Here is a 22641-nt window from a genome sequence, read left to right on the forward strand (position 1 = left end):
AACGAAACAGGTGGCACCGCTCAGAAGAGCGAAACCACCTGATCGAGGCGCGGCGTAAAGGACTCGAACCTTTAACCCCCGGTTTTGGAGACCGGTGCTCTACCAATTGAGCTAACACCGCAGCGCAGCGACCATTATACCTGAGCACGCCGACGCCGACCAGTCCACCTGGCGGCCAGGTCCTCGGGCGACGGTTCAGCCGGTTTCGGCCACGTCATCGCGGACGGCGTGCCCGGCGGCGGGCGGAGCTTCCAGCCCAAGCGCCGCGGCGATCTGCGGGAACAGGTTCGACACGGGCAGGCCTCGCACGTGGGCGGTCTGCAGCATGGCCCAGGTGCGGTTACCTGGGCGGCCGTTCCAGCAGGCCAGCACCAGTTCGGCCCCCCCAAGCAAGGTGCGTTCGGTCTCCTGACGCACCGCCGCCACCTCGGGGCGTGAGCGTGGCGGCCGCGCAAACAGGGTCTGCCGCGCATCGGCACGGGCCAAGGCCCGCTGGGCCCACTCATGGACGGCGCGTGGCTCCTCGACCGTGTCGGGGAGGGGAAACGGCACCACCACCTCAAGCTTCAGCGGCAGGCCGGCATCGCGGCCGATCAGACAGGCCGCGGCGGCCATCAGGGGGAAGCCGGCTTCCAAGGTGGTGCGCACCGTCAGCGGGCCTGCCTGGGCCTCGGCAGCCAGCCGGTCGCGGATCACGTCGATCGCCGGCATCCAGGCCAGCGGCCGCCAGATTCCCCCCAAACTACTCGGGCCTTGCCCGGCGACGGCCCAAACTCGCATGGGACCTCCTGTACCCGCAGGGATGCCCCAATCATGGAACAGTTGTTCGACGAAATTCAAGCGTTTTTGTGATTTTTGTCACAAAACGACGCCCGCCGATCCGGAAGCGGTTGCTCCAGATCGGCGGGTGGTAAACCGTCCGGCGGAACGGGCGAAGGTGGGAGGCCCCGTTTCCTCCCACCCTCGGCCGTTCCGCCGAGGGTCGTTCCCTGCTGCTAACGCTGGTAGGGATAGTATGGCGACGGATAACCGGGGTAACCCGGGTAGCCGGGGTAGGTGGGATAGCCTGGGTTGAAGATGGCGCGGAAGCCGCGTGCGACCGCCCGCCCCACGCTGGCCAGGACCTCCCAGGTAACACCGAGGATGGCCACGGCCGCCGTGCCGACCCAACTGAGGACCGTACCGGCACCGTAGAAGACCACCATGGCGAGTTCTCCGAGGCCACGACCGATGTTCGAGATGGCATTCCAGATGCTGGGCTGCGGTTGATAGGGATAGCTCGGGTAGCCAGGGTAATTCGGATACGAAGGATAGCTGGGATAGCCCCCCCAGTTGCTGGCGCTCGTCGACGTCGCAGCCGGGCCGGACGCCGTCGAGGCCGCTGTCCCCAGCGAGGGACGAGGGGCTTGCGAAGTCGTTAACGAGCGAATGGGGTTCACGCTCAATGGCATTTGGATGGTCTCCAACCAGGGTGTTCGATGAAAGGCTTGTCGGCCGAGCAGGTCACAGTGAGGTAACAAATGAATCAGTTTGGTTTAAGTTTGGTTTAAAGGGGCCCAAACTGATCGGCCCAAAGACATTCATGACGACCATCGCGCCCCTCCGGACAGCCTGATGAAGTCTCTGCGCGAGCGGGAAAGGCGCGATCGCCCTTGACGCCCCGCGGCGATCGCCGCACACTGCCCCCTCGTGAAAACAACCGCCAAGCTCGGCCTGCTGACCAGCCTGTACTTCTCCCAGGGCCTGCCCTTTGGATTCTTCAGCCAGGCGCTGCCCGTGATCCTGCGCCAACGCGAGGTGGATCTGGCGGCGATCGGGCTCAGCCACCTGCTGGCGCTGCCCTGGGCGCTCAAGTTTCTCTGGGCACCGGCCATGGACCGCCTAACCTCACGCCGGCGCCCGATACTCTGGTTGCAGGGGCTGACGGCCGTCACGGCGCTGGTCCTGGCGATGCTGGACCCCAGCCACGGGCTGGCGATCCTGATCGGCGCGGTGCTGATCAGCAACCTGCTCGCGGCCACCCAGGACGTCGCCACGGACGGGCTGGCGATCGCCCTGTTGACGCCGCAGGAGCGCGGGCTCGGCAACGGCATCCAGGTGGCCGGTTACCGCCTGGGCATGATCGTGGGGGGCGGGCTGCTGCTGATGGTGGCCGACACGATCGGCTGGCGTGGGCTGTTCTGGTCGATGGGCGCGCTGCTGCTGCTGGCGACCATTCCGGTCTGGCGCCTGCACGAACCGCCGCGAACGCCTCCCCAGCAAAGCCCGGGCATCTGGCAGCCGATCCGCGACTGGCTGCGCCAGCCTGGCATCGCGGGCTGGCTGGGCCTGCTGGTGGCGGCCAAGGCCGGCGATGCGTTTGCCAGCGGCATGGTGCGCCCCATGCTGGTGGATGCCGGGCTCAGTTTGGCCGACATCGGCCGCCTGATCGGCACCGCGGGCTTCCTGGCTGGCCTGCTGGGCGCGCTGCTGGGGGGCTGGCTGGCCGGTCGGCTCGGGCGCGCGCGGGCATTGCTGCTGAGCACGGCGCTGCAGACGCTGGGGGTCCTGGGCTACGCCGCGGTGGCGCTGCAGCCGACCCAGGCGGCCATCTGGAGCGCCTGCCTGTTCGAGCACGTGGTGGGGGGCATGGTCACGGCCGCCCTGTTCACGGCCATGATGGACACCTGTCGCCGGGGCCACGAGGGCAGCGACTACACGCTGCAAGCCTCGCTGGTGGTGGCCGTGACCGGGCTGGCGGCGGCCCTCAGTGGCTACAGCGCCAGCGGGCTCGGCTATCCCGGGCACTTCGCGCTGGCAACGGCCCTCTCCGCGCTGGGGGTGGGATACGTGATCCGCGCGGCCGCGCACCCGATGCTGCGCCCATCACCGTAGCCGCCCGCGTCGCGCGGCTGCCCCCCTCCCAGAGAGGCCGTTCGTTCAATTGATGCCGCGAATCGACAGGATTCCGCTGCGATCGCCCCACAGCACGCTGAGAAACAGCACCTTGCCATCAGGGCTCCAGGTCGGGCCGCTGGGTTCGGCACCCTTCGGGAAGGCGGCCAGCCGCGCCCAGCGACCGCGCCGATCCCGGCGCAACAGCTCGTTGGGGCCGAATTTGGCGATGTTGTCCTCGTACTGGTCCTCGCAGACGTACATGTTGCCCTTGCTGTCGAAGCTGAGGTTGTCCGGCTGGGCCATCAAGACGCCGTCACCCTGCGCAAACACGGACATGCGGCTGGTCTGAAGGTTCAGACGAAGAACCCGGCCATAGGGATCTTTCCACTTGGGATGCCCCGTTTCGGCGATGTAGAGCGCCCGGTCGGGGCCCATCTGAACGTCCTCCAGGCGGACGAACTTGGTGGCGCCGGCCGTCTCGGCGGCCTGGTGGGCATTCAGCGGGTCAATGATCGGAATCCAGCGCGCCTCCTTGCGCTGATAGGCGTAGAGTTTGCCCTCGCTGAGATCGCGTGGCTTGCTCGCGACGAACTTGTAGAGAAATCCGGGGTCATAATCCTCGGTCAGATAGACCTCGCGCTCGCCCACCACCACGGCGCTTTCGTGGCTGAAACGACCCAGCGCCGTCAAGCGACGGGTCTGACCGGCCGGCGTGGGACCCAGCGCGTTGACCTCATAGACCCAGCCCCACGAGGCCAGGGGGTGGCCCGGCGACAGGCGACGCTTGAGGTAATTCTCCCGCCGGGCCTCGCCGTCATCGCCCGGGAAATTGTCATGCGGGTATTCCTCGCAGGTGAGCACGGTCTTCCAGGGCGTCACCGTCCCGGCACAGGGGTTGTGCATGCCGCTGGCCCAGACCTGGCCCGCAACCATCTCGTTGTCTCGCAGCAGCAGGCGCGTCAGGCGGCCAGCCAGCGCGTCCTTGCCCCAGCGAATCTCATGACCGACCATCAAGTAGCCCTCGTGGGCATTCAGCGGCAAGTAGCCGGTGAAATCGTTTTTGGGAGCGAAGGTCGATCCATCGGAAAGCAGGTCGCCCGCGCGCACCAGCACCTTGGCCATCAGACCTGGAGCCAGGTCGGCCAGCAGCGGCTGCTGTGGCGTCGGCTGCGTGGAGGGCATCTCCTGCGGCAGCGGGGCGCCCAGCGGGGTCCCCGGCGCGAGTTCCACTTGGGGCGACGCGACGACCGGGAGCAGCGGGGCCTCGCCGCCATCGGCCGGCAGCGCCGTCTGAGCCTGGACAGGCCAGGCCAGTGACGCCAGCGTCAGGGTCAGCACGGCGCGCCATTGAGGCGAGCGGGGATTGGTTCCAGGGCGAGCGGACACGCGGAAATCCTCCCGAAGGACGGCATCGGTCACTTTATGTAAAGCCGTCCAGACCGCGTTTTGTCAACACGCGCGCCGGTGCACGGGCGGCAGCCGGCGGTTCAACCCAGCCGCTGGTTGATTTCCTGGGCCAGCGCGCCGATGGCCTGCCACTGCTCGCGCGCCTGCGTCGAGCTACCCTGGGCCGATTCGAGAATCATGGCGACCCACTCGCTGGGCGAGAGCACCGTGAGCTGGGCGTGCGCCTCGGCCAGCGCCGCCAGCGGCAAGCCGAAGACCGGCGTGACCGATTCGTCTTCCCACGGCGGCAGGTCGCCATCGGGGGCCTCGGCGTGGGTTTCCAGCGTCGCTTCCGAGCGCCCCGGCACCCCGATGGGGATATAGCGACGGTCGGCGGCCATCTCGCGGGGTTCGTCACCGAAGTCGCGCCGGCGCGACGGCGCATACAGGTTGCGAATCGCGGAGGCGGGCGCCTTTTCCAGCGGCAACCAGCTTTCCTCCTCAGCTTCCGGCTGCGGGATGCCCTTGCTCATGACCTCATCGAACAGGTTCGGTTCGCGCGCCAGCAACTGGCCAAGGGCCCGGGCGTGGCCCTTTTTCAGACCCTTCTCGACGGTGGTGGTGATGATCGTTTCGGGCAATTGCAGCAAGGACACATCCGCGCTCAGGAAGGCCTTCGGTTCCTTGTTGGCCATCTCGCGGAGAATCTGCCGGATGGCGGCCTCGTGGGTCGCCGCGAAGCTGCGGACCGGATCGGGCGTGGCTGGGTCCTCCGGGGCAGTCGCAAGGCGTTGCAGCAGGGCCGACACGCGAGCGGCAGGCACCTGGCCGGGCACCAGCTCGTAGCCGTCCTCCATGCTGAGGGTGGCGTCGAGGAACTTCACGATCGCCTCGGCGTGCTCGATCGGGTGCAGGCGGGCGCTCTTGATGTTTTCATGAAGGGTCATGCGGCGGGCCGTGAGGTCGGAGCAGGCCACGACCTCGACGGGTAGGACCTCCCAGCCCAGCTGGCGACATGCCTCGGCGCGCTGATGTCCGAACACCAGCTCGAACTGGTCGCCGACCTCCCGCACCCGCGGGCGCTGCAGCACGCCGACCGCCCCGATGCTCTCGATCAGGCTGCGCAACACCAGGGCATCAAAGGCCTTGCGGGGCTGGTGCGGGCTGGGCACGACGTCTGCCATGGGCACCTCGGCCACACGCAGCACGGTGATATCCCGCGCGGGGGGAACCAGGTCGAGCGAGGTATCGATCATCGGAGCGGGTCCTGTCAGTGAAGGGGCGCGAGGGCAAAGCGCTGGGGGGCGAGGGGCGGGGCAGCCCAGAGGTTCAGTCTCGCGCGCGGCCGCCCGAATGGCAAGTTTAGCGGAACTGTTCCTCGTACAGGTGCGCGTACAGCCCGCCTTCGGCCAGCAGCTGGGCGTGCGTGCCGCGCTGCACGATGCGCCCCCGCTCGAGCACCAGGATCAGGTCGGCGTGCAGGATGGTCGAGAGGCGGTGGGCGATCGCCACGGTGGTGCGCCCCGCCATAAGGGGCTTCAAGGCAGCCTGGATCAGCGCCTCGGAGTGCGAATCGAGGCTGGAGGTGGCCTCATCCAGGATCAGCACCCGCGGCGACTTCAACACCACGCGAGCGAGCGCGAGGCGCTGGCGTTCGCCCCCGGACAGCCGGTAGCCCCGCTCGCCCACGACGGTCTCGTAGCCCTCCGGCAAGCCGGCGATCGCCTCGTGGATGTGGGCCAGGCGACAGGCGGCCTCCAGCTCGGCCTGGGTGGCATCGGGCCGGGCCAGCAGCAGGTTTTCCCGGATCGTGGTGTGGAACAGGAAGGGCTCTTGCGTCACGGTGGCGATCTGGGCTTGCAGCGAGGCCTGGGTGACGCTCCGCAGATCGTGCCCATCCAGCGTGATGCGGCCGGCGGTGGGGTCGTAGAAGCGGGTCAGCAGGTACGACAGGCTGGTCTTGCCCGCGCCGCTCGGCCCCACCAGGGCGATCAGCTGGCCCGGCCGGGCCTCGAAGTCGATCTCGGCCAGCAACGGGGCATCGCTGCGGTAGTGAAAGGCCACGCCTTCGCAGCGCAACAGTCCCTCGACCGGCGGCAATTCGGTGGCATCGGCGTGGTCCTGCACGCTGGGCTGGGCATCCAGAATCACGAACAGCTTGTCCCAGACCGCCAGCGCCGACATGAGCTGTACGTGAATGGTGGCCAGCGCGGTGGCCGGGGTATACAGGCGGCCGAGATAGGCCACGAAAGCCACGATCGTGCCGATCGTCAGCTCGCCGCGAATGGCCAGCCAGCCCCCCACCCCGTAGATGAGGGTAGGCCCGATGATCGCGAACAGGCCGAGCACCAGCATGAACCAGCGCCACAGCAGCATGCGGCGCATGGCGATCTGGCCGAATTCGGCCGCCAGATGGGTGTAGCGTGCGCGCTCCTCGGGCAGGTGGCCGAAGATGCGGCGCATCAGAAAGCCGTTGATGCTCATGGTGTCCTGTGCCAGCGCGTGCAGGTCAGCCCGTTTCTGGTTGGCCTCGGCCACCACGGCCTGACGCCGCTTGCCGACCACCCAGGCGGGCGGGATGAACAGCGGCACCACCGCGAGGGCCAGCAGCGCGAGGCGCCAGTCGAGCGCCAGAATCACGATCGTCGTGGAGCCCAGGATCAGCACGTTGCTGGTGAAGGCCACCACGGTGTCGCTGAAGATGTCGCTCAGATCGTTGACGTCGTTGTTCAGGCGCGAACTGAGATCGCCGGGCCGGTTGGTGGTGAAATAATCCATCGACTGGGCCTGTAGCGCCGAAAACAGGGCCTTGCGCAGGTCGAGCATGACGCCCTGGCTAAGACGTTCATCCAGCCAGGTCTCCAGGATGCCGAGCAAGCCGGTCACCAGGGGCAAGATCAGCATGCCGGCGGCCAGCCAGGTCAGCAGCGAAAGGTCCTTGTGCGGAATCGCGGTGTCGAGCAGGGCCCGCAGCATGAGAGGCGGCAGCAAGCCCAGCAAGGCGGCTGTGGCAATCACCCCCAGCACGGCCAGCGCCTCCCGCCAGTAGGGTCGGAAGTAGCCCACGATGCGGTGCAATCGGGCCCGGTCGACCGTGACGCGCGTGGTCGACTCGCCCAGCGAGAGCACGTGCCAGCCGAATCCTCCCATCATCGGGCGGGGTCCTTTCAGAGATCGCGCAGCGGCGCTGCAAGGCCCTCCCGGCGAGAGGCCACGCATCGCGCTTTCCGGTCAGGTTACCACGGCTTTGTTGGCCACCTGCTGACGCCAACGGAAGTCCGCCGTTTTGTTAAATCTAGAATAAGTAAATCATTGACAGGTTAAATATGGATTAGATAAACTAAAAACGAGGCCTGGTTTCCCGTGCAAGGCCTTGCTTGAGAGGTCGCCCGTGCCCCGTTCTCGGTTCCTTCTGGCCCTCACCCTGCTGCTTGCGGGCTGCGCCGCGCCGGCCCCCTCGACGGGCACCGCTCAGCGCGCCGCCAGCCTGGCGCCTCAAGCCGCCGATACGGCCTTCGGTACTCGCATCCTGGCCGCCTTCGAGCGTCTGCCGGACAGCCGACGCAGCAAAGCCGCCACGGCGAGTGTCCAGGCGCGTGACGGAGACCCAGGCGTCGCCACGATCGTGGTCACCCGGATGAAGGGCGCGGCCGTGACGGCCATCCAGGATGCCCAGACACAGACGTCCTGGGAGGCTCGCTGGAAGGCCACCGACCTGGGCCTGCAGAGCATCCGGGACATGAAGCTGAGTGGTTTCGGCAAACGCAACGTGCCGGCGCTCATGGGGCTCCACGCCGCCCGCGGTTACGGTTACATCGGACTGCACCCCACGACGGAGAATCGCTACCGGGTGCAGGTGGCCACGCTGGAATACCTGAGCCGCCTGGATGGGGAAGCCAGCCTGACGATCGGCAGTCCGCTCTTCACGCTGGGCGCCGCCACGCTGGAAGCCACCACCAGCTGGGATCAGGGCCTGCGCGTCGGCATCTCGGTGCTGTCCGTGCTGGGCGAGTACTACCAGGACCGTCCGATGCGCAAGTCGTGCCAGGCCCTGCTGGAACACGCCGCCCGTCAGGGCAACAAGGAAGACGCCTATCTGGCGATCCGCGACGGCCTGCACGAGATGGCACGCCGTCTCGACGAACCCCGCTGAACCCGCGGCCCTCGCGCGACGCCCTTCATCGGCCCGGCACTGCTGCGAGCCGATGCCTGCCTGTGGCATAATACCGGATCGGTCCACCCAAACCGATTCTGAGGGTTTTTCGCATGCCGCCCGTGATTCGCAATCTCGTGTTCCAAGGTGGAGGCGTGAAGGGTTCCGCCTACGCCGGTGCCATCAACGTGCTGGCCAGGCACGGCTGGCTCGATCAGGTCGAGAACGTCGCCGGCACCTCGGCCGGTGCCATCACCGCCTGCATGCTGGCGATCGGCGCGGGGCCGGAAGGGCTGATGCGCTCGGTGCGCGAGACCGACTTCGGCTCGTTTCTCGACACCAGCTGGAACATCTTCAGCGAGGTGGAGCGCCTGATCCGCCATTTCGGTGTGGCGCCCGGCAAGCATTTCTCAGACCTGCTCGGGGATGAGATCGCGCGCTATACCGGCGATCGTCAGACCACGCTCGGGCAACTGCGGGCCCGGGCCGAGGCGGAACCGGGCCGCTTCCACGACCTCTACATCGTGGCCTCCAACCTGACCCGTCAGCGCGCCCAGGTGCTCTGCGCCGACAATCACCCCGACATGCCGATCTGGCAGGCGGTGCGCACCTCCATGAGCATCCCGTTCATCTTCGAACCGGTGCGACTCAACGACGAGTACTACGTCGACGGCGGGATGTCCTGGAATTTCCCGATCGACCTGTTCGACCACCCCGAGTTGCACGAGGCGCATCCCCACGGGGGCCACCCCCGTTCGGAAGAGACGCTCGGCTTCGTGCTCGAACCGAAGAACCTGGCCGAGGCCGGCGTGCGGGACTGGACCTCGCTGCCGGGGGACACGCACAACGTGGTGGCCTACGCGGGCACCCTGATGGGCTTCATGATGGAGACGGCCAACCTGGAGCACACCCATCCGGAGGATCTTGCGCGCACGATCTTCATCAATGACTGCGGGGTGCGGGCCACCGACTTCAAGGCCCCCCCTGCCGTGATCCAGCGCCTGATCGACAGTGGCGCGGCGGCCGCCGAGGCCTATGTGGCGGCCCGCAAGGCCGAGGTGCCGGCATGACCGGGGCAAAGCCTTCGCTCGCGATTCTGCGGCGCTGGCGCTTGCCAGCGTTTGCCTATGCCGAACTGGGCCTGGGTCTCACGGTGGCGATCGCCGGCGTGTTGCACACGCTGGCGGCCTTTCCCAGCGAGTGGCACGAACTGTCGCTGCGCGCGCATCACGGCGTGGCCCTGCTCGGGGCGGTCGTGACCCTGCGCGCGGTGGCGGAAGTCGGGGTTTACACCCAGTTCGCCGGGGAGTGGTCCAAGCTGGAAGCCGGCTTCTGGGCTCGTTTTCACCACTGGCTGGCGGGTCCGCATGCAGAGGGCCTGGTCGGGCTGCTGGTGATCCTGTCCGGGTTCGGCGAAGCCTACCGTCACGCCGTGAACGACCTGCCACACGAGGGTCACTGGCACTGGGGCCTGGTGATTTTCGGGCTGACCATGCTGGCCCGCACCGCCTATGACTTGCTGGAAGGCCTGGAAAAACTGGAGCATTCCCGGGTGCCGACCTGGGTGCATCGTCTGGCTGCTTTGGCCGAGCGGCCAGCCGTCCAGCTGGTGGTGGCGGTGCTGCTGGTGACCCTGGCCGGCCTGGAACTGGCGTTTCCCTTGCCGGTAGAAGCCCAGGAACTGGGTGGCGCGGCGGAAGGGGCCGGCGCGGCGACAGGCCCCCACGGCATGGGCCTGCTGGGCGGGGTCGCCCTGACGCGCGCCCTACCCGACTTGATCAAGGGCAGCCGGCTGGCTGCCAGCGGAATCCAGCACGCGCGCCACCACGCCCCCCCGGAGCCCCACCAGCCCCCTGAGGCCGTCTGATGCCACCGACCGAGCCCTCGCTGCCTGCCCTGAGCCGGGCTCTGGAACGCCTGAGCCCGGAAGGGCGCCAGCAGCTGGCGCAGTGGCTGGATACCCACCATCCGCCTGAGAGCGGCGAGCCGATGCACCAGGTGACGGGCCGTCTGGTCTTCCAGGACTGGAAGCCGGGCATCACGCCCGCGCCGCTGCATCATTTCAGCTTGCAGGTACGCGAGCGCCATGCGCTGGGCGGCTCGGTCCTGCTGGCCGAGGGCGAATCGGACCTGGACGGGGCCTTCGTGCTCTCGTTCGCGGCACCGGCGCACACCCGGCATCCGGTGGAGTTGCGCGTTGTCGAGCAACAAGAGGTCTTCGGTCCGCACGGTGAGGCGACATGGCAGCCCCACGAGGTGCATACCGTCCAGCTGGGGCAGGACCTCGCGGCGACCATCGAACTGGGCACGATCGCGGTGCCGTACTGGCCCTACACCTACGACAGTCCGCTGCCGCGCGTGCTGGTGCCGACCGGGGCCGAGCCTCCACAGGATTACGCGCGCGGCCGCAAGACCGCGCTGCTCAAGACCATGGCCGAATACGGCCTGATCCGCACCCGGCACCAGGTGGCCCACAAGCTCTCGGCCCACCTGCCCCACCTGACGACCATCCAGCGCGATTACCCGGAAAACCGCACGCTGCACCTGGAAAAGCAGTCACCAGGGCTGACTCGCTCGGATGCCTACTTCGTCGACCGCCTTCTGAACGGTCTGAACCCTTGCCTGCCCGTGGGGGACACGCGCTACCCGGGGGAGTGGCGGGTCGGGTTCAACTGGGACGCCTGCGAGATGGACGGTGTGCACACCTTGCCCAACGCCGATGCCTGGTTCGTGCCGGACGGTGAGACGCTGCGGCTGACGCGCCTGCGCATCCAGCTGCGCGAACCGGGCGCGACGGCCCCGTTCGGGCCGCTACAACCCGAACGCCTGCTGACCCCTGCCGATGGTGCCGACTGGCAGCGGGCCAAGCGCCTGTTTCGCTGCGCCTGGGTGTTGCACGGCCAGATCGTGGCCCACCTGGCCGATTCCCATCTGAACGTGGAGCAGTACGCGGTGGCCGCCTACCGCAACCTGCGGCGCAGCCCCCTGCGACGGCTGCTGTTCCCCCATCTCAAGGAGGTGGCGGTGATCAACCACGGGGGGAGCGACCTGATCTTCGGCGAACGTGGTTATGTGTCCGCGGCGTCCGCGCTGACCAGCCGCGCGGTCGATGCGCTGTTCGTGGAGGCGCTGGGCCGGCTGGACTGGAAGGGCTGGGAACCGCGTCGGCCGCTGGTGCCGCAGCACACCTTCGCGCAGGCGGCGCGCCTCTACTGGGAGGTGCTCACCCGCCACGTGGCGGAATTTCTGGAGACGCATCGCGAGGCGATCCTGGCCAACTGGCCGGAGCTGCGCCGCATGTCGGATGACATGGTGCGGCACAGCGTGCCGGCCGTGCCCCCCTTGCAGGTCCCTCACGACGTGGTGCTCGATGCGGGCGAACGGGGGGATGTCACGAGCCCCCGTGCGGTGATCGATGGCGTGACGCGCGCCGTACGACCCCTCACGCAGACGGACGCGCCGGCGGCGGGCGAATGGGACGACCTCGCGCAGTGGTGCCGCTACGTGATCTACCACGCGACCTTCTTCCACGCTTGGGCCAACGATCGCCAGCACGATGACGGCGGCGAACTACGCTATGCGGCGCTCAGCCTGCGCGAGGGGGGCTGGGGCGACGAGGCCGACGAGGCGATCGCCCAGTCGCCCATGGAAGCCACGGATCAGCTGTTCTGGGCCATGTTCCTGCAGCACACGGGCTATGGCTACATCCTGCAAAATGAAGACCACGACATCCCCCATCGCTTTGTGGAGCTACTCGGAGAACGCGCGGACGCCTTTCGCGCCGTGGGCTTCGAACCGAACACGATCCGCTCGCGCATCAACATCTGACGGGGAGCCGCAGAGCGCGCTGGCGGCCTCCTCGGGTAACAGAACACCGATTTAACAAACATTTGTCGTGTTCCAGCTTGTTTCCCATCTGTCCCGGAATTATCCTGAAAACTGGAAGCCTTGTTCGTCTGCCCAGTGGGATCCGGGCGGGCAAACAGGCTGGAAAGCTTCGCGAATGGGTCGGTACGGTTCCTGCACCAAGGGGCCGCACGTGCTGGTCTGAGCCCGTGAATTTCCATCGACGCCATTCCTGGTTCCGCTTGTTCAGGTTCATTCTCCAGCGAGACCCGTCTCAGGCCCATCAGCCAAGACGGCGAGGACTCCTTCCGGCGCCCCGGCGGGGCGCCTGAACGTCCTGCCATCGGCTTGGCTGCTCAGGCGTGAAGACGGGTACTTCACGGCTGACCGATCGTGGGCCGACATTTTTTTGCGGGGCCCTCAAGGTGATCGGCATCACGGCCGTTATGTTCCATGGCAGGGAGGTCGCGGAGCGCTGCGGCAGGCAGCATCGAATGGCTATCCCCCTTCCGTACCCCTCCTCCTGTGGCACCCTGGTCCCTTGTGGGCCAGGGTGTCACAGTTTGGGGGCGAAGGTTCCGCGCCGGGGGGCGCTCAGGGCCGGCGGTACCAGCCCACGTGGCTCAGCGCCAGAATTGCCACCAGGCCCGCGGCGCCGGCGCGGAAGCATCGGGCTGGTGCCAGGAGGGCCGGGGACGGGCCTGGGCGGCCTGCGCCTCCAGGCGGCCCTCCAGTTCGCCGATGCGATGGACCGCCTTGGCATAGCGATCGGCCAGGCTGGTGTGCTCGTCCAGCACGCCCGACAAGCGCGGACTGAGGGCTTCGGCCAGGCGCTCCACCATGTCGTCGAGTTGCTGCCGCTTGGCCACCGCCAGTTCATCGGCCAGCAGGTCTCGCTCGGCTTCCACGCGGGAGAGGCGGTCGTGAAACTCGCTGGTGAGCATCTCCCGCTCGCGGTCATGGGCGCGGGCCCGCTCCTGCTGTTGGCGAATCGCCTCGTCGCGGGCTTGCTCCAGCGCCTTGACCTGATTCTCCAGCTCGTTGATGCGCCGGGCCGCTTCGACGTAGCGCTCGGTCATGTCGGTCTGGGTGGCGATCGCCGTGGCGACGGCCTCGGACACCACCATGCCGAGGCGCTCGGAGGGAGCCACCGGTGTGATGGTCGCCTCGGGCTTGCGCAGCTGTTCTTGCCCGGGCTCCCCCGATTTCACGACCACCACGGCATTGACGCCGCGTGCGCTGCGGCGCCGACGGCTCAGGTTCTCGAGCACCTCGAGCATGTCGGTGGGATTCTGGGCGGAGGGGTTGAACGCTTCCATGCTGCCTCGTCTGCGGGCGGTGCATCCTGCAGGTGACCCGCGTGTGGGCCGACCGACCAGCGGACGGTGCGACGCTCCGGATCCTAAGGGGCGACAGGGCCTCGGGGCCGTGGTTCGGATCACCCGGAATCGATCTCGTGACGGGCCTTTCCGGCATCTTCACATTATGTTTTATTCCCGCTGCAGGAAGGCTCAATCCATGGCGGTGCAGACCAGGCCCCCATCGGCTTGAGGCCTCGGCAGCCCGGCCCCCTGCCACACGCTGGGCCCCCACACGCCGCCTTTCGAATCGAGCAGGCGGCGTGAGCGACGGTGCTTGCTCGCATTGACTCGGCTTGTCGCCTCGCCTATACTGCCCCGGGACCGCGCGGGACGGACCGCAAGGCATTGTCCGGCTCGCCACGTGGCGCCCGACGGTCCGGGAGACCCCTGGTTTGAACACAGACTCACTGGCACAGACGACGGTCAAGTCGCTGCTCGCGGACGTGGCAGGCGGCAGCATGGCCCCCGGCGGGATCGGCATGGCCGCCCTCTCGGCCGCTCAGACCGCCGCCCTGGTCAGCATGGTGTGCTGCCAGACGGCGGGGAAACCTGGCTACGAGCCGATGACCGAGGAAATGGAACGGGTGCTCGAACGCGCCCGGCAACTGGAAGAACAGGTGCTGATCTTCCTCGATCAGGAGGTCGAGGCCTTCAACAAGCTGATGGAGAGTGCGGCCCTGCCGCGCGGCCTGACGGACCACGACGAACAGACCACCATCCGGCGGGAAATGATGCGCATCGCGGCCCGCAGTTACGTGCAAGTGCCCTACCAGGTGGGCCTGATTGCGGCTGAGTTGCTGCCGCTGGTCGAGACGGTGATTCGTTACGGCAATCGCGAGCTGGTGGCCGATGCCGGCACGGCCCTGTTCACAGCGCTCGCCGCGTTGCGCGCGGCTGCCTTGCAGGTCTCGTTGAACCTGAAGGGCCAGGAGGCGGACGAATGGGTCGCCACGGCCCGGGAGCGCGTGGCGAGGTGGTGTGAGGAAGCCGCCACGGCCGAAAGCGAGCTATGGCCGCTGTTGCAGGGCCAGGCCGGCGTTCAGACCGCCTGAGAGCCGCCCCAATCAGCCAGGCCGGGGGGCGGATCAATCCTTGTTGAACTTGCCGAAATCGCCCGGCTTGACGTTCTGCAGGAACTGACGGAACTGCTCCGCTTCTTCCTCTTCTTTGGCCGGGTTGATGGGGATCGCATTGGCGGTGATCACATCCGGCGAGACCAGAATGGCGGCCTCACAGCGAAGCGCCAGGGCGATCGCGTCACTGGGGCGCGCGTCCACGGTCGTGGCCTTGCCATCCACCTCGAGATCCAGTTCAGCGAAGAAGGTCTGGTCGCGCATGGCCGTGATACGAACGCCCTTCAGCGTGGCCTTGAGCTTGTCGAGCAGCGTCACGGCCAGATCGTGGGTCATCGGACGTGGGGCCTGGATGCCCTCAAGGGCCATCAAGATGGCGTTGGCCTCTGGCTCCCCGATCCAGATGAGCAGCGCCCGGCGCTCCTCCATATCGCGCAGCATCACGATCGGATGACGCGAGGCCGAGTCCAGGATGACACCGGAGACTTTCATTTCGATCATCGGGAGCCTGCGCTTTCTCGCACCCAGGGCGGGATGCCGCTCATCCCCCCGGGACCACGCCCGAAGAGGGACCTTGAGGGCATTATAGCACCCCCCCTGCCCAGGCGAGGGCCGGCCTGCCGCGTGGCGCGGCTGCAGGCGATCAGCGGGGGTAGTGAGCGGTGCCGGCCGCCAGGGCGGCTTGCCAGACCTGCTTGAGCGGTACCCCGGCCGCCGCCGCCAGGCGCCGGCAGTCCTCGAACTCGGGCGCCACGTTCCAGACCGCCTGGCCCTCCAGTCCGAGCTTCACCCGGACCGACCCCCAGGGCGTCTCCACCGCTTCGTGGCGGCGCGCCAACGTGCGACGCAAGACCGCGTGATGGCGCACCCCCAAGGTGCTGGTTTCGGCCAGGATGGCCTGAAGCAGCGCCTCGCGTTGCGCCGCCGGGCAAAGCGCCTGCAGCACGAAGCCGGGGCGCCCTTTTTTCATCAGCGTGGGCGTGACCCACACATCCAGCGCGCCAAGCGCCAGCAAGGTCTCGCTCAGCGGGGCGAGCAGTTGCGGGTTGAGGTCGTCCAGGTTAGCGGCCAGCTCGTAGACGGCCTCCGGGGCATCGGCCGCGTCCGGTTGAGCGTCGGCCACCCCCAGCATGACACGCAGCAGGTTCGGCACCGCCACGCCCTCGCGCGTGCCGGCGCCATAGCCGACCTGGCCGGTGGCGCGCCAGCGCGGCAGAGGCCCCCAGCGCGTCACCAGCGTCGTGAGAATCGCTGCCCCGGTGGGCGTGAGCAGTTCACCGCGCTCGCCGTTGTCACAAGTCGGGACACCTGCCACCAGCGCCGCCACGGCTGGAACCGGCACCGGCATGACGCCGTGGGCGCAGCGCACCAGGCCACTGCCGAGCGCCAGCGGCGACGCGTGCAGCTCGCGGACACCGAGCTGGTGCAGGGCGAGGACCGCTGCTGCGACGTCGAGAATCGCATCATCCGCCCCGACCTCATGAAAATGCACGCAATCCCGCGTGCTGCCGTGGGCTTGGGCCTCGGCGTCCGCCAGCCGGCGGTATATGGCGATCGCCTGTTCGCGCGGCCCCTCCGGCAAACGCGCCAGCACCGCCTCGACCTCGGCCAGCGTCCGATGGCCGTGGTCGTGAGTGTGCGAATGCCCGTGGTCGTGAGCGTGCGAATGCCCGTGGTCGGGCGGGGCATAGGGCTGGGCGGCCGCCTCGACCGCGCCGCGCACCGTGACCTCGAACTTGGTGGCCTTCAGCCCGTGGCGCAGCACCGCGCGGCTTTCCCATTCCACGCCGTCCAGTCCCAGCAGCGAGAGCTCCTCGCGCAGACGCGCCTGATCGACGCCGGCGTCCAGCAAGGCGCCCACGATCATGTCGCCACTGGCGCCACTGAAGCAGTCGAAATAAGCGATCGTCACGGTCGTGCAGCCTCCTGCGGCTGGCGCACGCTCTGGCGAGCGATGCGGGCGGCCAGGTGGCCCGCGCCGAAGCCGTTGTCGATGTTCATGACGCCCACCCCGGCGGCGCAGCCATTCAGCATCGTGAGCAGCGCCGCCACGCCACCGAACGAGGCGCCATAACCGACGCTGGTCGGCACGGCGATCACCGGACGGGCCGTCAGCCCCCCAACCACCGAAGCGAGCGCGCCCTCCATGCCGGCCACCACGACCACGCAATCGGCCGCCTCGAGGTGATGCCGCTGGGCGAGCAGGCGATGCAGGCCGGCCACCCCGACGTCCCAGACGCGCTGCACCAGGCAACCCGCCATCTCGGCCGTCAGCGCGGCCTCCTCGGCCACCGGCAGATCGGCCGTACCGGCAGCCAGCACCGCCACGCTGCCCTGGCCCGGCGGCTGCGGCACCTGATGGCCCCAGGTCAGCGCGCGGGCCTGCTCGTGCCACGCCAGTTCGGGCAGAGCCGCCCGCACGGCCTCAGCCATGGCGGCCTCGCAGCGGGTGGCCAGCACCCGGTCGTGCTGGGCCATCAGGCGCGTGAAAATGGCCACCATCTGCGCCAGCGTCTTGCCAGGCGTGTAGATGACCTCAGGAAAGCCCGTGCGCAGGGCCCGATGCGTGTCGAGGCAGGCCCCCTCGATGGTCTGGAAGGGCAGGTCGCGCAGCGAGGCCATGGCCTCGGGCACCGAGGTGGCCCCTTGGGCCACGCCTTCGAGCAAGCGTTGCAAACGCGCGGGATCCAAGGGCACCCCCGTCGTTCAGCCCAGCCCGACGTTCAGGCTGCCCGTGCGATAGCCCTCGAGGTCGAGCGCCACGAAGTGATAACCGGCGGCTTTGAGGCCCGCGACCAGGGCCTCGCGCTGCTCCAGAGCCGCCGCCAGCTCCGCCGCAGGCACTTCGAGACGGGCCACCTCGCCGTGATGACGCACGCGTGCCGAGGCGAAGCCCAGGCCGCGCAGCACCTGCTCGCCCGCGTCAATGCGCGCCAGCGTCTCGTGGGTGACGGGCGTGCCATAGGGAATCCGGCTCGACAGACAAGGCGAGGCCGGTTTGTCCCAGACTCGCAGGCCTAGCCGGCGGGCGATCGCCCGGACCTCGGCCTTGCCCAGCTCCGCCTCGGCCAGCGGGCTTTGCGCGGCGTGCTCGCGGGCCGCCTGCTGGCCCGGTCGATGATCGCGGCGATCGTCGTGATTGAAGCCGTCGAGCACCACCGCGAAGCCGCTCTGCTCTGCCAACTGACCCAGCTTGGTGTAGAGCTCTTGCTTGCAGAAGTAACAGCGATTGACCGGGTTGGCGGTGTAGGCCGGGTTGTCCATCTCGGCCGTCTCCAGAAACCGATGCGGCAGGCCGAGTTCGGCCGCGATGCCGGCCGCGTCGGCGCGTTCGTGAGGGGCCAGCGAGGGCGAAACGGCCGTGACGGCCAGCATGCGATCGCCCAGCACGCGCCAGGCAACCAGCGCCACCAGCGCAGAGTCCACCCCGCCGCTGAAAGCCACCACGGCGGAGGCGTGGCGAGCGATGGCGGCTTCCAGCCGGGTCAGGCCCGCCTGGGCCAGCGCGACCTCGCTGCCGGTGAGGGTCACGGAAGCCTCGCCTGCATCGCTGGCCCCAGCCCCCGAGCGCGGCGTTGCAATCACAAGGGCATATCCGAATAGGCGTCGGCCGGGCGCGCGGCGCGTTGCTCGCGCGGATGGCGGGCCTCCCGGGCCGCGCGGGCTTCCATCTTGCGGAAGTAACGCTCGATCGCCAGGTAGGCACCGAACAGCCCGCCCGCCATGGCCAGCAGGGCCAGGTCCCCGATCGCGGTGGCGACCCCGGGCGACACCCAGCGCAGGTGCGCGAAGACCTCGATGCCGGTGCGCACCGTCAGACCGGCCGCCGCCACGAGGAAGGCATCCACCACGCGGGCGAGCGTGCCCCGTCCGAGCGCCCACTTCACGCGGTCCGAGATGTACAGGCCCACACTGAAGGCGGAAAAGCTGAAAAAGAAGGTAACGAGATTGATGAAGGTCGCAACGTGCGACCAGAGACCCTGGCTCATCCGGCGTGCTCCATGTCCATGCAGCCCCTGAGTATAACATAACGACAGACGCCGCGCCCCGGACGGGACGCGGCGCAAGTTTCAGCGGACGGGCAACGTCGAGACGACCACGGTTGCCCCCCTGCCTCGGGCAGGGGCAGCGGCCTGCCGCCCCACGAGGTTTCAGCCCGGGGCCGGTCCATCGCTTCGGCCGCGGCCAGGGCCTACAACCGGTGGAAGCCTACGGCTTCGGCAGCGGCACCGGCGGCAGCGGGTTGGGCGGCAGCGAGGGCTGGGGGAAAGGGTTCGGCATCAACACCCCGATGCGATGCTCGGCCAGTTCGCCCTTCTGGCTGCGCAGGTTGCAGCGCACTTCGTAGAGGTTCATTCCACGCGGGAAATTCACCTTGATGGTGGAAGCGTTGGCCGCCCCGATCATGCGGGCATCGGTCTTCCAGCGGATCTGCTCGATGTGCGCGCCTTCCACCGTGAAGGTCCAGGTGTCGTTCTCGCGGGCGCTCATGTAATCCCAAGCGGGCTCACCGTTCACCAGCACGCGGGTGGCCCAGGCAGCCTGGGCGGCGGGCTTGGCCTGCGCCCGGAGCCCGGCGGGTTTCGGGCCGGTCGAGGGGGTCTGGGCGCGGCCACAGGCGGCCAGCGTCAGGGTGGCGGCCAGGCCAAGCAAAACGATACGGGTCACGGGGGGCACTCTCCAGACAGTCTTGAAACGAACGCGGCGCTGTCGTCATCGTAACAAATCATCATGTGTCTTTCATCTTTGCTTAATCTCATATTAATCAAAAAGCCCGGACGCGCCCGTTCCTCCGCAGCACATCCACGGGCGGAAACCGCGCTCCACACGCTCATCAGGGCCACGAACATTGGGCGCCCTCCCGCTCATCGTGGCGACCGTGAGCGGGCCCCCTGGGGCGGGGCGGAATATTCTGCGTGAAGCTAGGGGGCCTGTGACGAGACCCTTCGGAGGCCCACGATGCGCAGGCGCAGGTGGCCCTGCAGTGACTGCGCGAGCGCCGCCCCCAGCACCACCTGCACCTCAGCGGGCATCCAGGCGTAAAGCTGATCCGTCAGCTGGGAGACCTCGAACAGCGTCAGGTCGGGGCCGCCCAGCACCTCGATCACCGCGCCGTCGACCTCGCGCAACCAGGGCGCGAAGGCCCAGCTCTGACCGCAAAGTTCCTCGTCCTCGAAGACCCGCACGTTGAGCAGGCTGGCGGGCAAATCCTCGATCAGGCCGCTCACGTCGTCCATTTCCAGGTCGATCAGCTGACCTGGCCGGCGCACCCCCTGCGCGATGAAGGCCGCGGCCTGGCCGACCTCATCGTCCCGGCTCGACGCCCCTGAAGTCGCGCTCAGGGCGCTTTCGATCGCCAGGATGAGTTGCTCCGGCGCGACGTTCACGGCGACCCTCCCGGTGGCGCCAGCCGCCCCGCGCCGTCCGCCACCAGCTGGCCATCCACCAGCTCGATGACCCGGTCGGCGGCCTCGGCCAGTTCGGGATTGTGCGTCACCAGCACGATCGTCTGACCGTGCTGCTGGTTCTGCTCGCGCAACCACTCGTAGACCTTATGGCTGTTGCCCGTGTCCAGGTTGCCGGTCGGTTCGTCGCCGAGCAGCAGCAGCGGGCGATTGGCCAGCGCCCGGGCGATCGCCACGCGCTGCTGCTGGCCCCCGGAGAGCTCGTGAGGACGATGCCCGGCACGGTGGGTGAGTTCCAGGCGCTCCAGCAGCTCCTGCGCCCGGGCCTGCGCCGTGGCCCGGGCCACGCCGGCCACCAGCTGCGGCAACACCACGTTTTCCAGCGCCGTGAGTTCCGGCAACAAAAAATGAAACTGGAACACGAAGCCGACGTGTCGATTGCGCAGCGCCGCCAGTTCAGGATCGTGCATGCGGGCCGTGTCAGCGCCGTCGATACGGACGCTGCCACTGGTGGGGCGGTCGAGGGCGCCGAGCAGATACAGCAGCGTGCTCTTGCCTGAGCCCGAGGGCCCGGTGATGGCCACAAACTCGCCCCGGTCGATGCGCAGGCTGACGCCGTTCACCGCCATCACCGTGGTGTCACCCCCGTGCAAGGCCTTGGTGACGCCTTCGGCTTGCAAGGCCGGCAGAGCCAGGGGAGCGTCGGTCGCCTGCATCAACGGAAGAAGCGCCGTCCGAGGCGCACCGTCATGTGGGCCCCATACGCTGAGGCGGCATCGGCAGACAGTTCAACCCGAGCCGGCCCGATCGCGTCGAGCAAGGCATCCAGCAGCGCGGCCGAGCGCTGGGAGCCGGGCAGGCGATCGATCACGGCCGTCTCGTCGATGGCCTGGGGTGCCTTGGCGTGGCGCACCACCTGGAAACCCTGCTCCTGAAGCGTGTTGGCGAGCATGACCACCTTTTCCTCCGGGCCTTCCTCGTAAAGCACCTCGACGGTGGCACGCAGCTCCTCCGGCGACTTGAGGGTGGGCGTATTTTGCAACCTGGGCAAGAGCGCCTCCCAGCGTTTGGGCACCAGAACCCACTCCCCGCGGTCATTTGCCTCACCAGGCAACAGGGCGAAGGTCAGATTCCGGCCCTCGATCTTGCGCCATTTGAGCACGAGCTTCTCGAACTCCGGCCGATTGAGATTGGTCTCCATCACCGCTCCGGCGCGCGAAACGACCCGATTCAACCAGAGGTTGTTCCAGCTTTCCCGCAAGGTATTTTGCCACATGCGCACCAGCATCTGTTGCCGCTCGAGGCGATCGATCTCGTCCTCCGTCCGCTGAAACGCGAAAGCCAGGGTATCTTCCGGACGCAACAGCTGCCAGCCGGTCTCGCGATTCAGGCGCAAGCCCAAGCTCGGTTCCTCGACCCGGACAGGCCGGTTCAGATAGAGTTCGCAGTTGCCGAGTTCGTTGAGGATGGTCTTGGCGCCTTCCAGTTCGAGCGCCAGGTGATGCTGGATGGTCAGGCCCGTGAGGTCTTCGATCGTGTTACGCACCAGCGACAGGCCTCCCACCGCCAGCGCGTCCCCCAGCACGCCTTCCCCCGCGCTGCCCAGCGTGGCCTTGGTTTCCCGTGGGATCGACAGCACGAAGCCGCGCTGCGCTCGGGGGTCAAGGCTGAAGAGCATCAGGGTGTCGGCGAGGCGCTTGCTCTCCTTGGCGCCTTCCGCGACCGGAAAGGGCTTGGGGTCGATGCCCACCACCAGCACGTTGATCCGGTCGACCGGGTCGCAGGCCGGGGCGATCGTGACCGGCGCGGTGCCGTGGCGCATCACGTTGCCGACGGCGATCGCGGCCCCGATCAGCAAGCCGAGCAACACCGCCATGGCCATCAGGCGACGCAGGGCGTAGTTGGGTCGCCGCCGCCGGCGCTCGCGCAGGCGAGACGGGCCGATGCCCCGCAGCTCGTTGAGCTCGTCGGGGCGGGCAGGCGGTTGCTCGCGAGGGGCGTAAGGATCGTTCATGCGGGCGAGCGGGGGGAGGATGCGTGAACCACGATACCATAACGCGGCCGTTCGAGGGGACGGGCCGCTGCGAGCGGGGTTGACACCCGCGCGGGCCGGTTGGTATCCTTTGCGAGGTTGCTGTTTCAGCAGCTGCATTCCGCCATAGCTCAGTCGGTAGAGCGGGTGACTGTTAATCACTAGGTCCGTGGTTCGAGTCCACGTGGCGGAGCTAGATAAGAAGCCGGTTTCCAGGGTTCCTGGGAATCGGCTTTTTTGCTGTGGGTACCACCCTGGGTACCAGATCGGCGGAGGGGGTCTCCGGGCTGGTTGAGGGCTGTGGGTCGAGGGTGCGTGGCGCAGCTCCGGTAGGGTGACGACCGTCGCTATCCGAGACGACGGAGCAAGCCTGTGGGCTTCGATGGTGCTGGAGAAATGCGGGCCGTGTCCGATGCCGTCGAGAGGCGCATCGCCACGGGGGCCGTCTCTCTGTGCTGCAGAGCGCGCTGGTCCGCCTAAACGCGGCGACCGTGACGCCGGGGCCAGG

21 protein-coding genes and 2 tRNA genes are annotated in these 22641 nt (G+C 68.0%); 7 read left to right on the top strand and 16 right to left on the bottom strand.

Annotated elements, in window-relative coordinates:
- Window positions 1-48 precede the first annotated feature (48 nt).
- The 3 genes from VKP62_12390 to VKP62_12400 all read right to left on the bottom strand — a co-directional run bounded on the left by VKP62_12390 (window position 49) and on the right by VKP62_12400 (window position 1451).
- Window positions 49-121: transfer RNA gene (locus VKP62_12390), tRNA-Trp, on the bottom strand.
- A gap of 74 nt (window positions 122-195) precedes the next feature.
- Window positions 196-780: a hypothetical protein gene (locus VKP62_12395; protein ID MEB3197992.1), complete on the bottom strand. Its 585-nt coding sequence runs from the start codon at window positions 778-780 to the stop codon at window positions 196-198.
- A gap of 215 nt (window positions 781-995) precedes the next feature.
- A complete protein-coding gene (locus tag VKP62_12400; protein ID MEB3197993.1) occupies window positions 996-1451 on the bottom strand; it encodes a hypothetical protein in 456 nt (151 codons plus the stop codon).
- A gap of 238 nt (window positions 1452-1689) precedes the next feature.
- On the opposite strand from VKP62_12400, the gene VKP62_12405 reads away from it, so the two are divergent.
- Window positions 1690-2874 (top strand): MFS transporter, encoded by a 1185-nt coding sequence (locus VKP62_12405; GenBank protein MEB3197994.1) that lies wholly within the window; start codon window positions 1690-1692, stop codon window positions 2872-2874.
- A gap of 45 nt (window positions 2875-2919) precedes the next feature.
- On the opposite strand, the gene VKP62_12410 is transcribed toward VKP62_12405, so the two are convergent.
- The 3 genes from VKP62_12410 to VKP62_12420 all read right to left on the bottom strand — a co-directional run bounded on the left by VKP62_12410 (window position 2920) and on the right by VKP62_12420 (window position 7416).
- Window positions 2920-4263, bottom strand: a complete 1344-nt coding sequence (locus VKP62_12410; GenBank protein ID MEB3197995.1) for an alkaline phosphatase PhoX — start codon at window positions 4261-4263, stop codon at window positions 2920-2922.
- Between the two features lie 101 nt (window positions 4264-4364).
- Window positions 4365-5519: a ParB/RepB/Spo0J family partition protein gene (locus VKP62_12415; GenBank protein MEB3197996.1), complete on the bottom strand. Its 1155-nt coding sequence runs from the start codon at window positions 5517-5519 to the stop codon at window positions 4365-4367.
- A gap of 106 nt (window positions 5520-5625) precedes the next feature.
- Window positions 5626-7416 (bottom strand): ABC transporter ATP-binding protein, encoded by a 1791-nt coding sequence (locus tag VKP62_12420; GenBank protein MEB3197997.1) that lies wholly within the window; start codon window positions 7414-7416, stop codon window positions 5626-5628.
- A 238-nt stretch (window positions 7417-7654) separates the two neighbouring features.
- Between VKP62_12420 and VKP62_12425 the strand changes: the two genes are divergently transcribed.
- The 4 genes from VKP62_12425 to VKP62_12440 all read left to right on the top strand — a co-directional run bounded on the left by VKP62_12425 (window position 7655) and on the right by VKP62_12440 (window position 12244).
- Entirely contained in the window at window positions 7655-8416 is a 762-nt protein-coding gene (locus VKP62_12425) for a hypothetical protein (GenBank protein ID MEB3197998.1), read from the top strand.
- Window positions 8417-8529: 113 nt separating this feature from the next.
- Window positions 8530-9486 carry a patatin-like phospholipase family protein gene (locus VKP62_12430; protein MEB3197999.1) on the top strand — a complete coding sequence of 319 codons (957 nt, stop codon included), beginning with the start codon at window positions 8530-8532 and terminating at the stop codon, window positions 9484-9486.
- The gene (locus VKP62_12435) at window positions 9483-10283 is read left to right on the top strand and encodes a hypothetical protein (GenBank protein ID MEB3198000.1); all 801 of its coding nucleotides are present in this window, start codon (window positions 9483-9485) and stop codon (window positions 10281-10283) included. Before VKP62_12430 ends, VKP62_12435 begins: the two co-directional genes overlap by 4 nt.
- Window positions 10283-12244 carry a hypothetical protein gene (locus VKP62_12440; GenBank protein ID MEB3198001.1) on the top strand — a complete coding sequence of 654 codons (1962 nt, stop codon included), beginning with the start codon at window positions 10283-10285 and terminating at the stop codon, window positions 12242-12244. Before VKP62_12435 ends, VKP62_12440 begins: the two co-directional genes overlap by 1 nt.
- Before the next feature lie 641 nt (window positions 12245-12885).
- On the opposite strand, the gene VKP62_12445 is transcribed toward VKP62_12440, so the two are convergent.
- A complete protein-coding gene (locus VKP62_12445; GenBank protein MEB3198002.1) occupies window positions 12886-13581 on the bottom strand; it encodes a hypothetical protein in 696 nt (231 codons plus the stop codon).
- Window positions 13582-14015: 434 nt separating this feature from the next.
- Here VKP62_12445 and VKP62_12450 point away from each other — a divergent pair, with 434 nt between their 5' ends.
- Window positions 14016-14675 carry a cyclodeaminase/cyclohydrolase family protein gene (locus VKP62_12450; GenBank protein MEB3198003.1) on the top strand — a complete coding sequence of 220 codons (660 nt, stop codon included), beginning with the start codon at window positions 14016-14018 and terminating at the stop codon, window positions 14673-14675.
- 33 nt (window positions 14676-14708) lie between these two features.
- Here the strand turns inward: VKP62_12450 and VKP62_12455 are convergent, their stop codons facing one another.
- The 9 genes from VKP62_12455 to VKP62_12495 form a co-directional block, all read right to left on the bottom strand.
- Complete coding sequence (locus tag VKP62_12455; protein ID MEB3198004.1) at window positions 14709-15197, bottom strand: bifunctional nuclease family protein; 489 nt, start codon at window positions 15195-15197, stop codon at window positions 14709-14711.
- A 142-nt stretch (window positions 15198-15339) separates the two neighbouring features.
- Window positions 15340-16608, bottom strand: a complete 1269-nt coding sequence (larC, locus tag VKP62_12460) for a nickel pincer cofactor biosynthesis protein LarC (protein MEB3198005.1) — start codon at window positions 16606-16608, stop codon at window positions 15340-15342.
- On the bottom strand, window positions 16605-17387 hold the full coding sequence (gene larB / locus VKP62_12465; GenBank protein MEB3198006.1) for a nickel pincer cofactor biosynthesis protein LarB: 783 nt from the start codon (window positions 17385-17387) through the stop codon (window positions 16605-16607). Before larB ends, larC begins: the two co-directional genes overlap by 4 nt.
- Window positions 17388-17402: 15 nt before the next feature.
- Window positions 17403-18200 (bottom strand): ATP-dependent sacrificial sulfur transferase LarE, encoded by a 798-nt coding sequence (gene larE, locus VKP62_12470; GenBank protein MEB3198007.1) that lies wholly within the window; start codon window positions 18198-18200, stop codon window positions 17403-17405.
- Window positions 18201-18277: 77 nt separating this feature from the next.
- Complete coding sequence (locus VKP62_12475) at window positions 18278-18685, bottom strand: hypothetical protein (GenBank protein MEB3198008.1); 408 nt, start codon at window positions 18683-18685, stop codon at window positions 18278-18280.
- A 220-nt stretch (window positions 18686-18905) separates the two neighbouring features.
- Window positions 18906-19364, bottom strand: coding sequence for a hypothetical protein (locus tag VKP62_12480; protein MEB3198009.1), 459 nt, complete (start codon window positions 19362-19364; stop codon window positions 18906-18908).
- Between the two features lie 254 nt (window positions 19365-19618).
- Window positions 19619-20083 (bottom strand): hypothetical protein, encoded by a 465-nt coding sequence (locus VKP62_12485; GenBank protein MEB3198010.1) that lies wholly within the window; start codon window positions 20081-20083, stop codon window positions 19619-19621.
- Window positions 20080-20730, bottom strand: a complete 651-nt coding sequence (locus tag VKP62_12490; protein MEB3198011.1) for an ABC transporter ATP-binding protein — start codon at window positions 20728-20730, stop codon at window positions 20080-20082. The genes VKP62_12485 and VKP62_12490 overlap by 4 nt, the downstream gene beginning before the upstream one ends.
- 86 nt (window positions 20731-20816) lie before the next feature.
- Entirely contained in the window at window positions 20817-22115 is a 1299-nt protein-coding gene (locus VKP62_12495; GenBank protein ID MEB3198012.1) for an LCP family protein, read from the bottom strand.
- Between the two features lie 138 nt (window positions 22116-22253).
- Here VKP62_12495 and VKP62_12500 point away from each other — a divergent pair.
- Window positions 22254-22326: transfer RNA gene (locus tag VKP62_12500), tRNA-Asn, on the top strand.
- Window positions 22327-22641 lie beyond the last annotated feature (315 nt).

This window comes from Candidatus Sericytochromatia bacterium (genome assembly GCA_035285325.1).
Lineage (GTDB): Bacteria > Cyanobacteriota > Sericytochromatia > S15B-MN24 > JAQBPE01 > JAYKJB01.

Coding starts and splice junctions, on each gene's coding strand:
- VKP62_12415 (MEB3197996.1), bottom strand. CDS start 5,519: ATGATCGATACCTCGCTCGACCTGGTTCCCCCCGCGCGGGATATCACC.
- VKP62_12395 (MEB3197992.1), bottom strand. CDS start 780: ATGCGAGTTTGGGCCGTCGCCGGGCAAGGCCCGAGTAGTTTGGGGGGA.
- VKP62_12490 (MEB3198011.1), bottom strand. CDS start 20,730: ATGGCGGTGAACGGCGTCAGCCTGCGCATCGACCGGGGCGAGTTTGTG.
- VKP62_12495 (MEB3198012.1), bottom strand. CDS start 22,115: ATGAACGATCCTTACGCCCCTCGCGAGCAACCGCCTGCCCGCCCCGAC.
- VKP62_12400 (MEB3197993.1), bottom strand. CDS start 1,451: ATGCCATTGAGCGTGAACCCCATTCGCTCGTTAACGACTTCGCAAGCC.
- VKP62_12455 (MEB3198004.1), bottom strand. CDS start 15,197: ATGATCGAAATGAAAGTCTCCGGTGTCATCCTGGACTCGGCCTCGCGT.
- VKP62_12475 (MEB3198008.1), bottom strand. CDS start 18,685: ATGAGCCAGGGTCTCTGGTCGCACGTTGCGACCTTCATCAATCTCGTT.
- VKP62_12435 (MEB3198000.1), top strand. CDS start 9,483: ATGACCGGGGCAAAGCCTTCGCTCGCGATTCTGCGGCGCTGGCGCTTG.
- VKP62_12420 (MEB3197997.1), bottom strand. CDS start 7,416: ATGATGGGAGGATTCGGCTGGCACGTGCTCTCGCTGGGCGAGTCGACC.
- VKP62_12445 (MEB3198002.1), bottom strand. CDS start 13,581: ATGGAAGCGTTCAACCCCTCCGCCCAGAATCCCACCGACATGCTCGAG.
- VKP62_12430 (MEB3197999.1), top strand. CDS start 8,530: ATGCCGCCCGTGATTCGCAATCTCGTGTTCCAAGGTGGAGGCGTGAAG.
- VKP62_12440 (MEB3198001.1), top strand. CDS start 10,283: ATGCCACCGACCGAGCCCTCGCTGCCTGCCCTGAGCCGGGCTCTGGAA.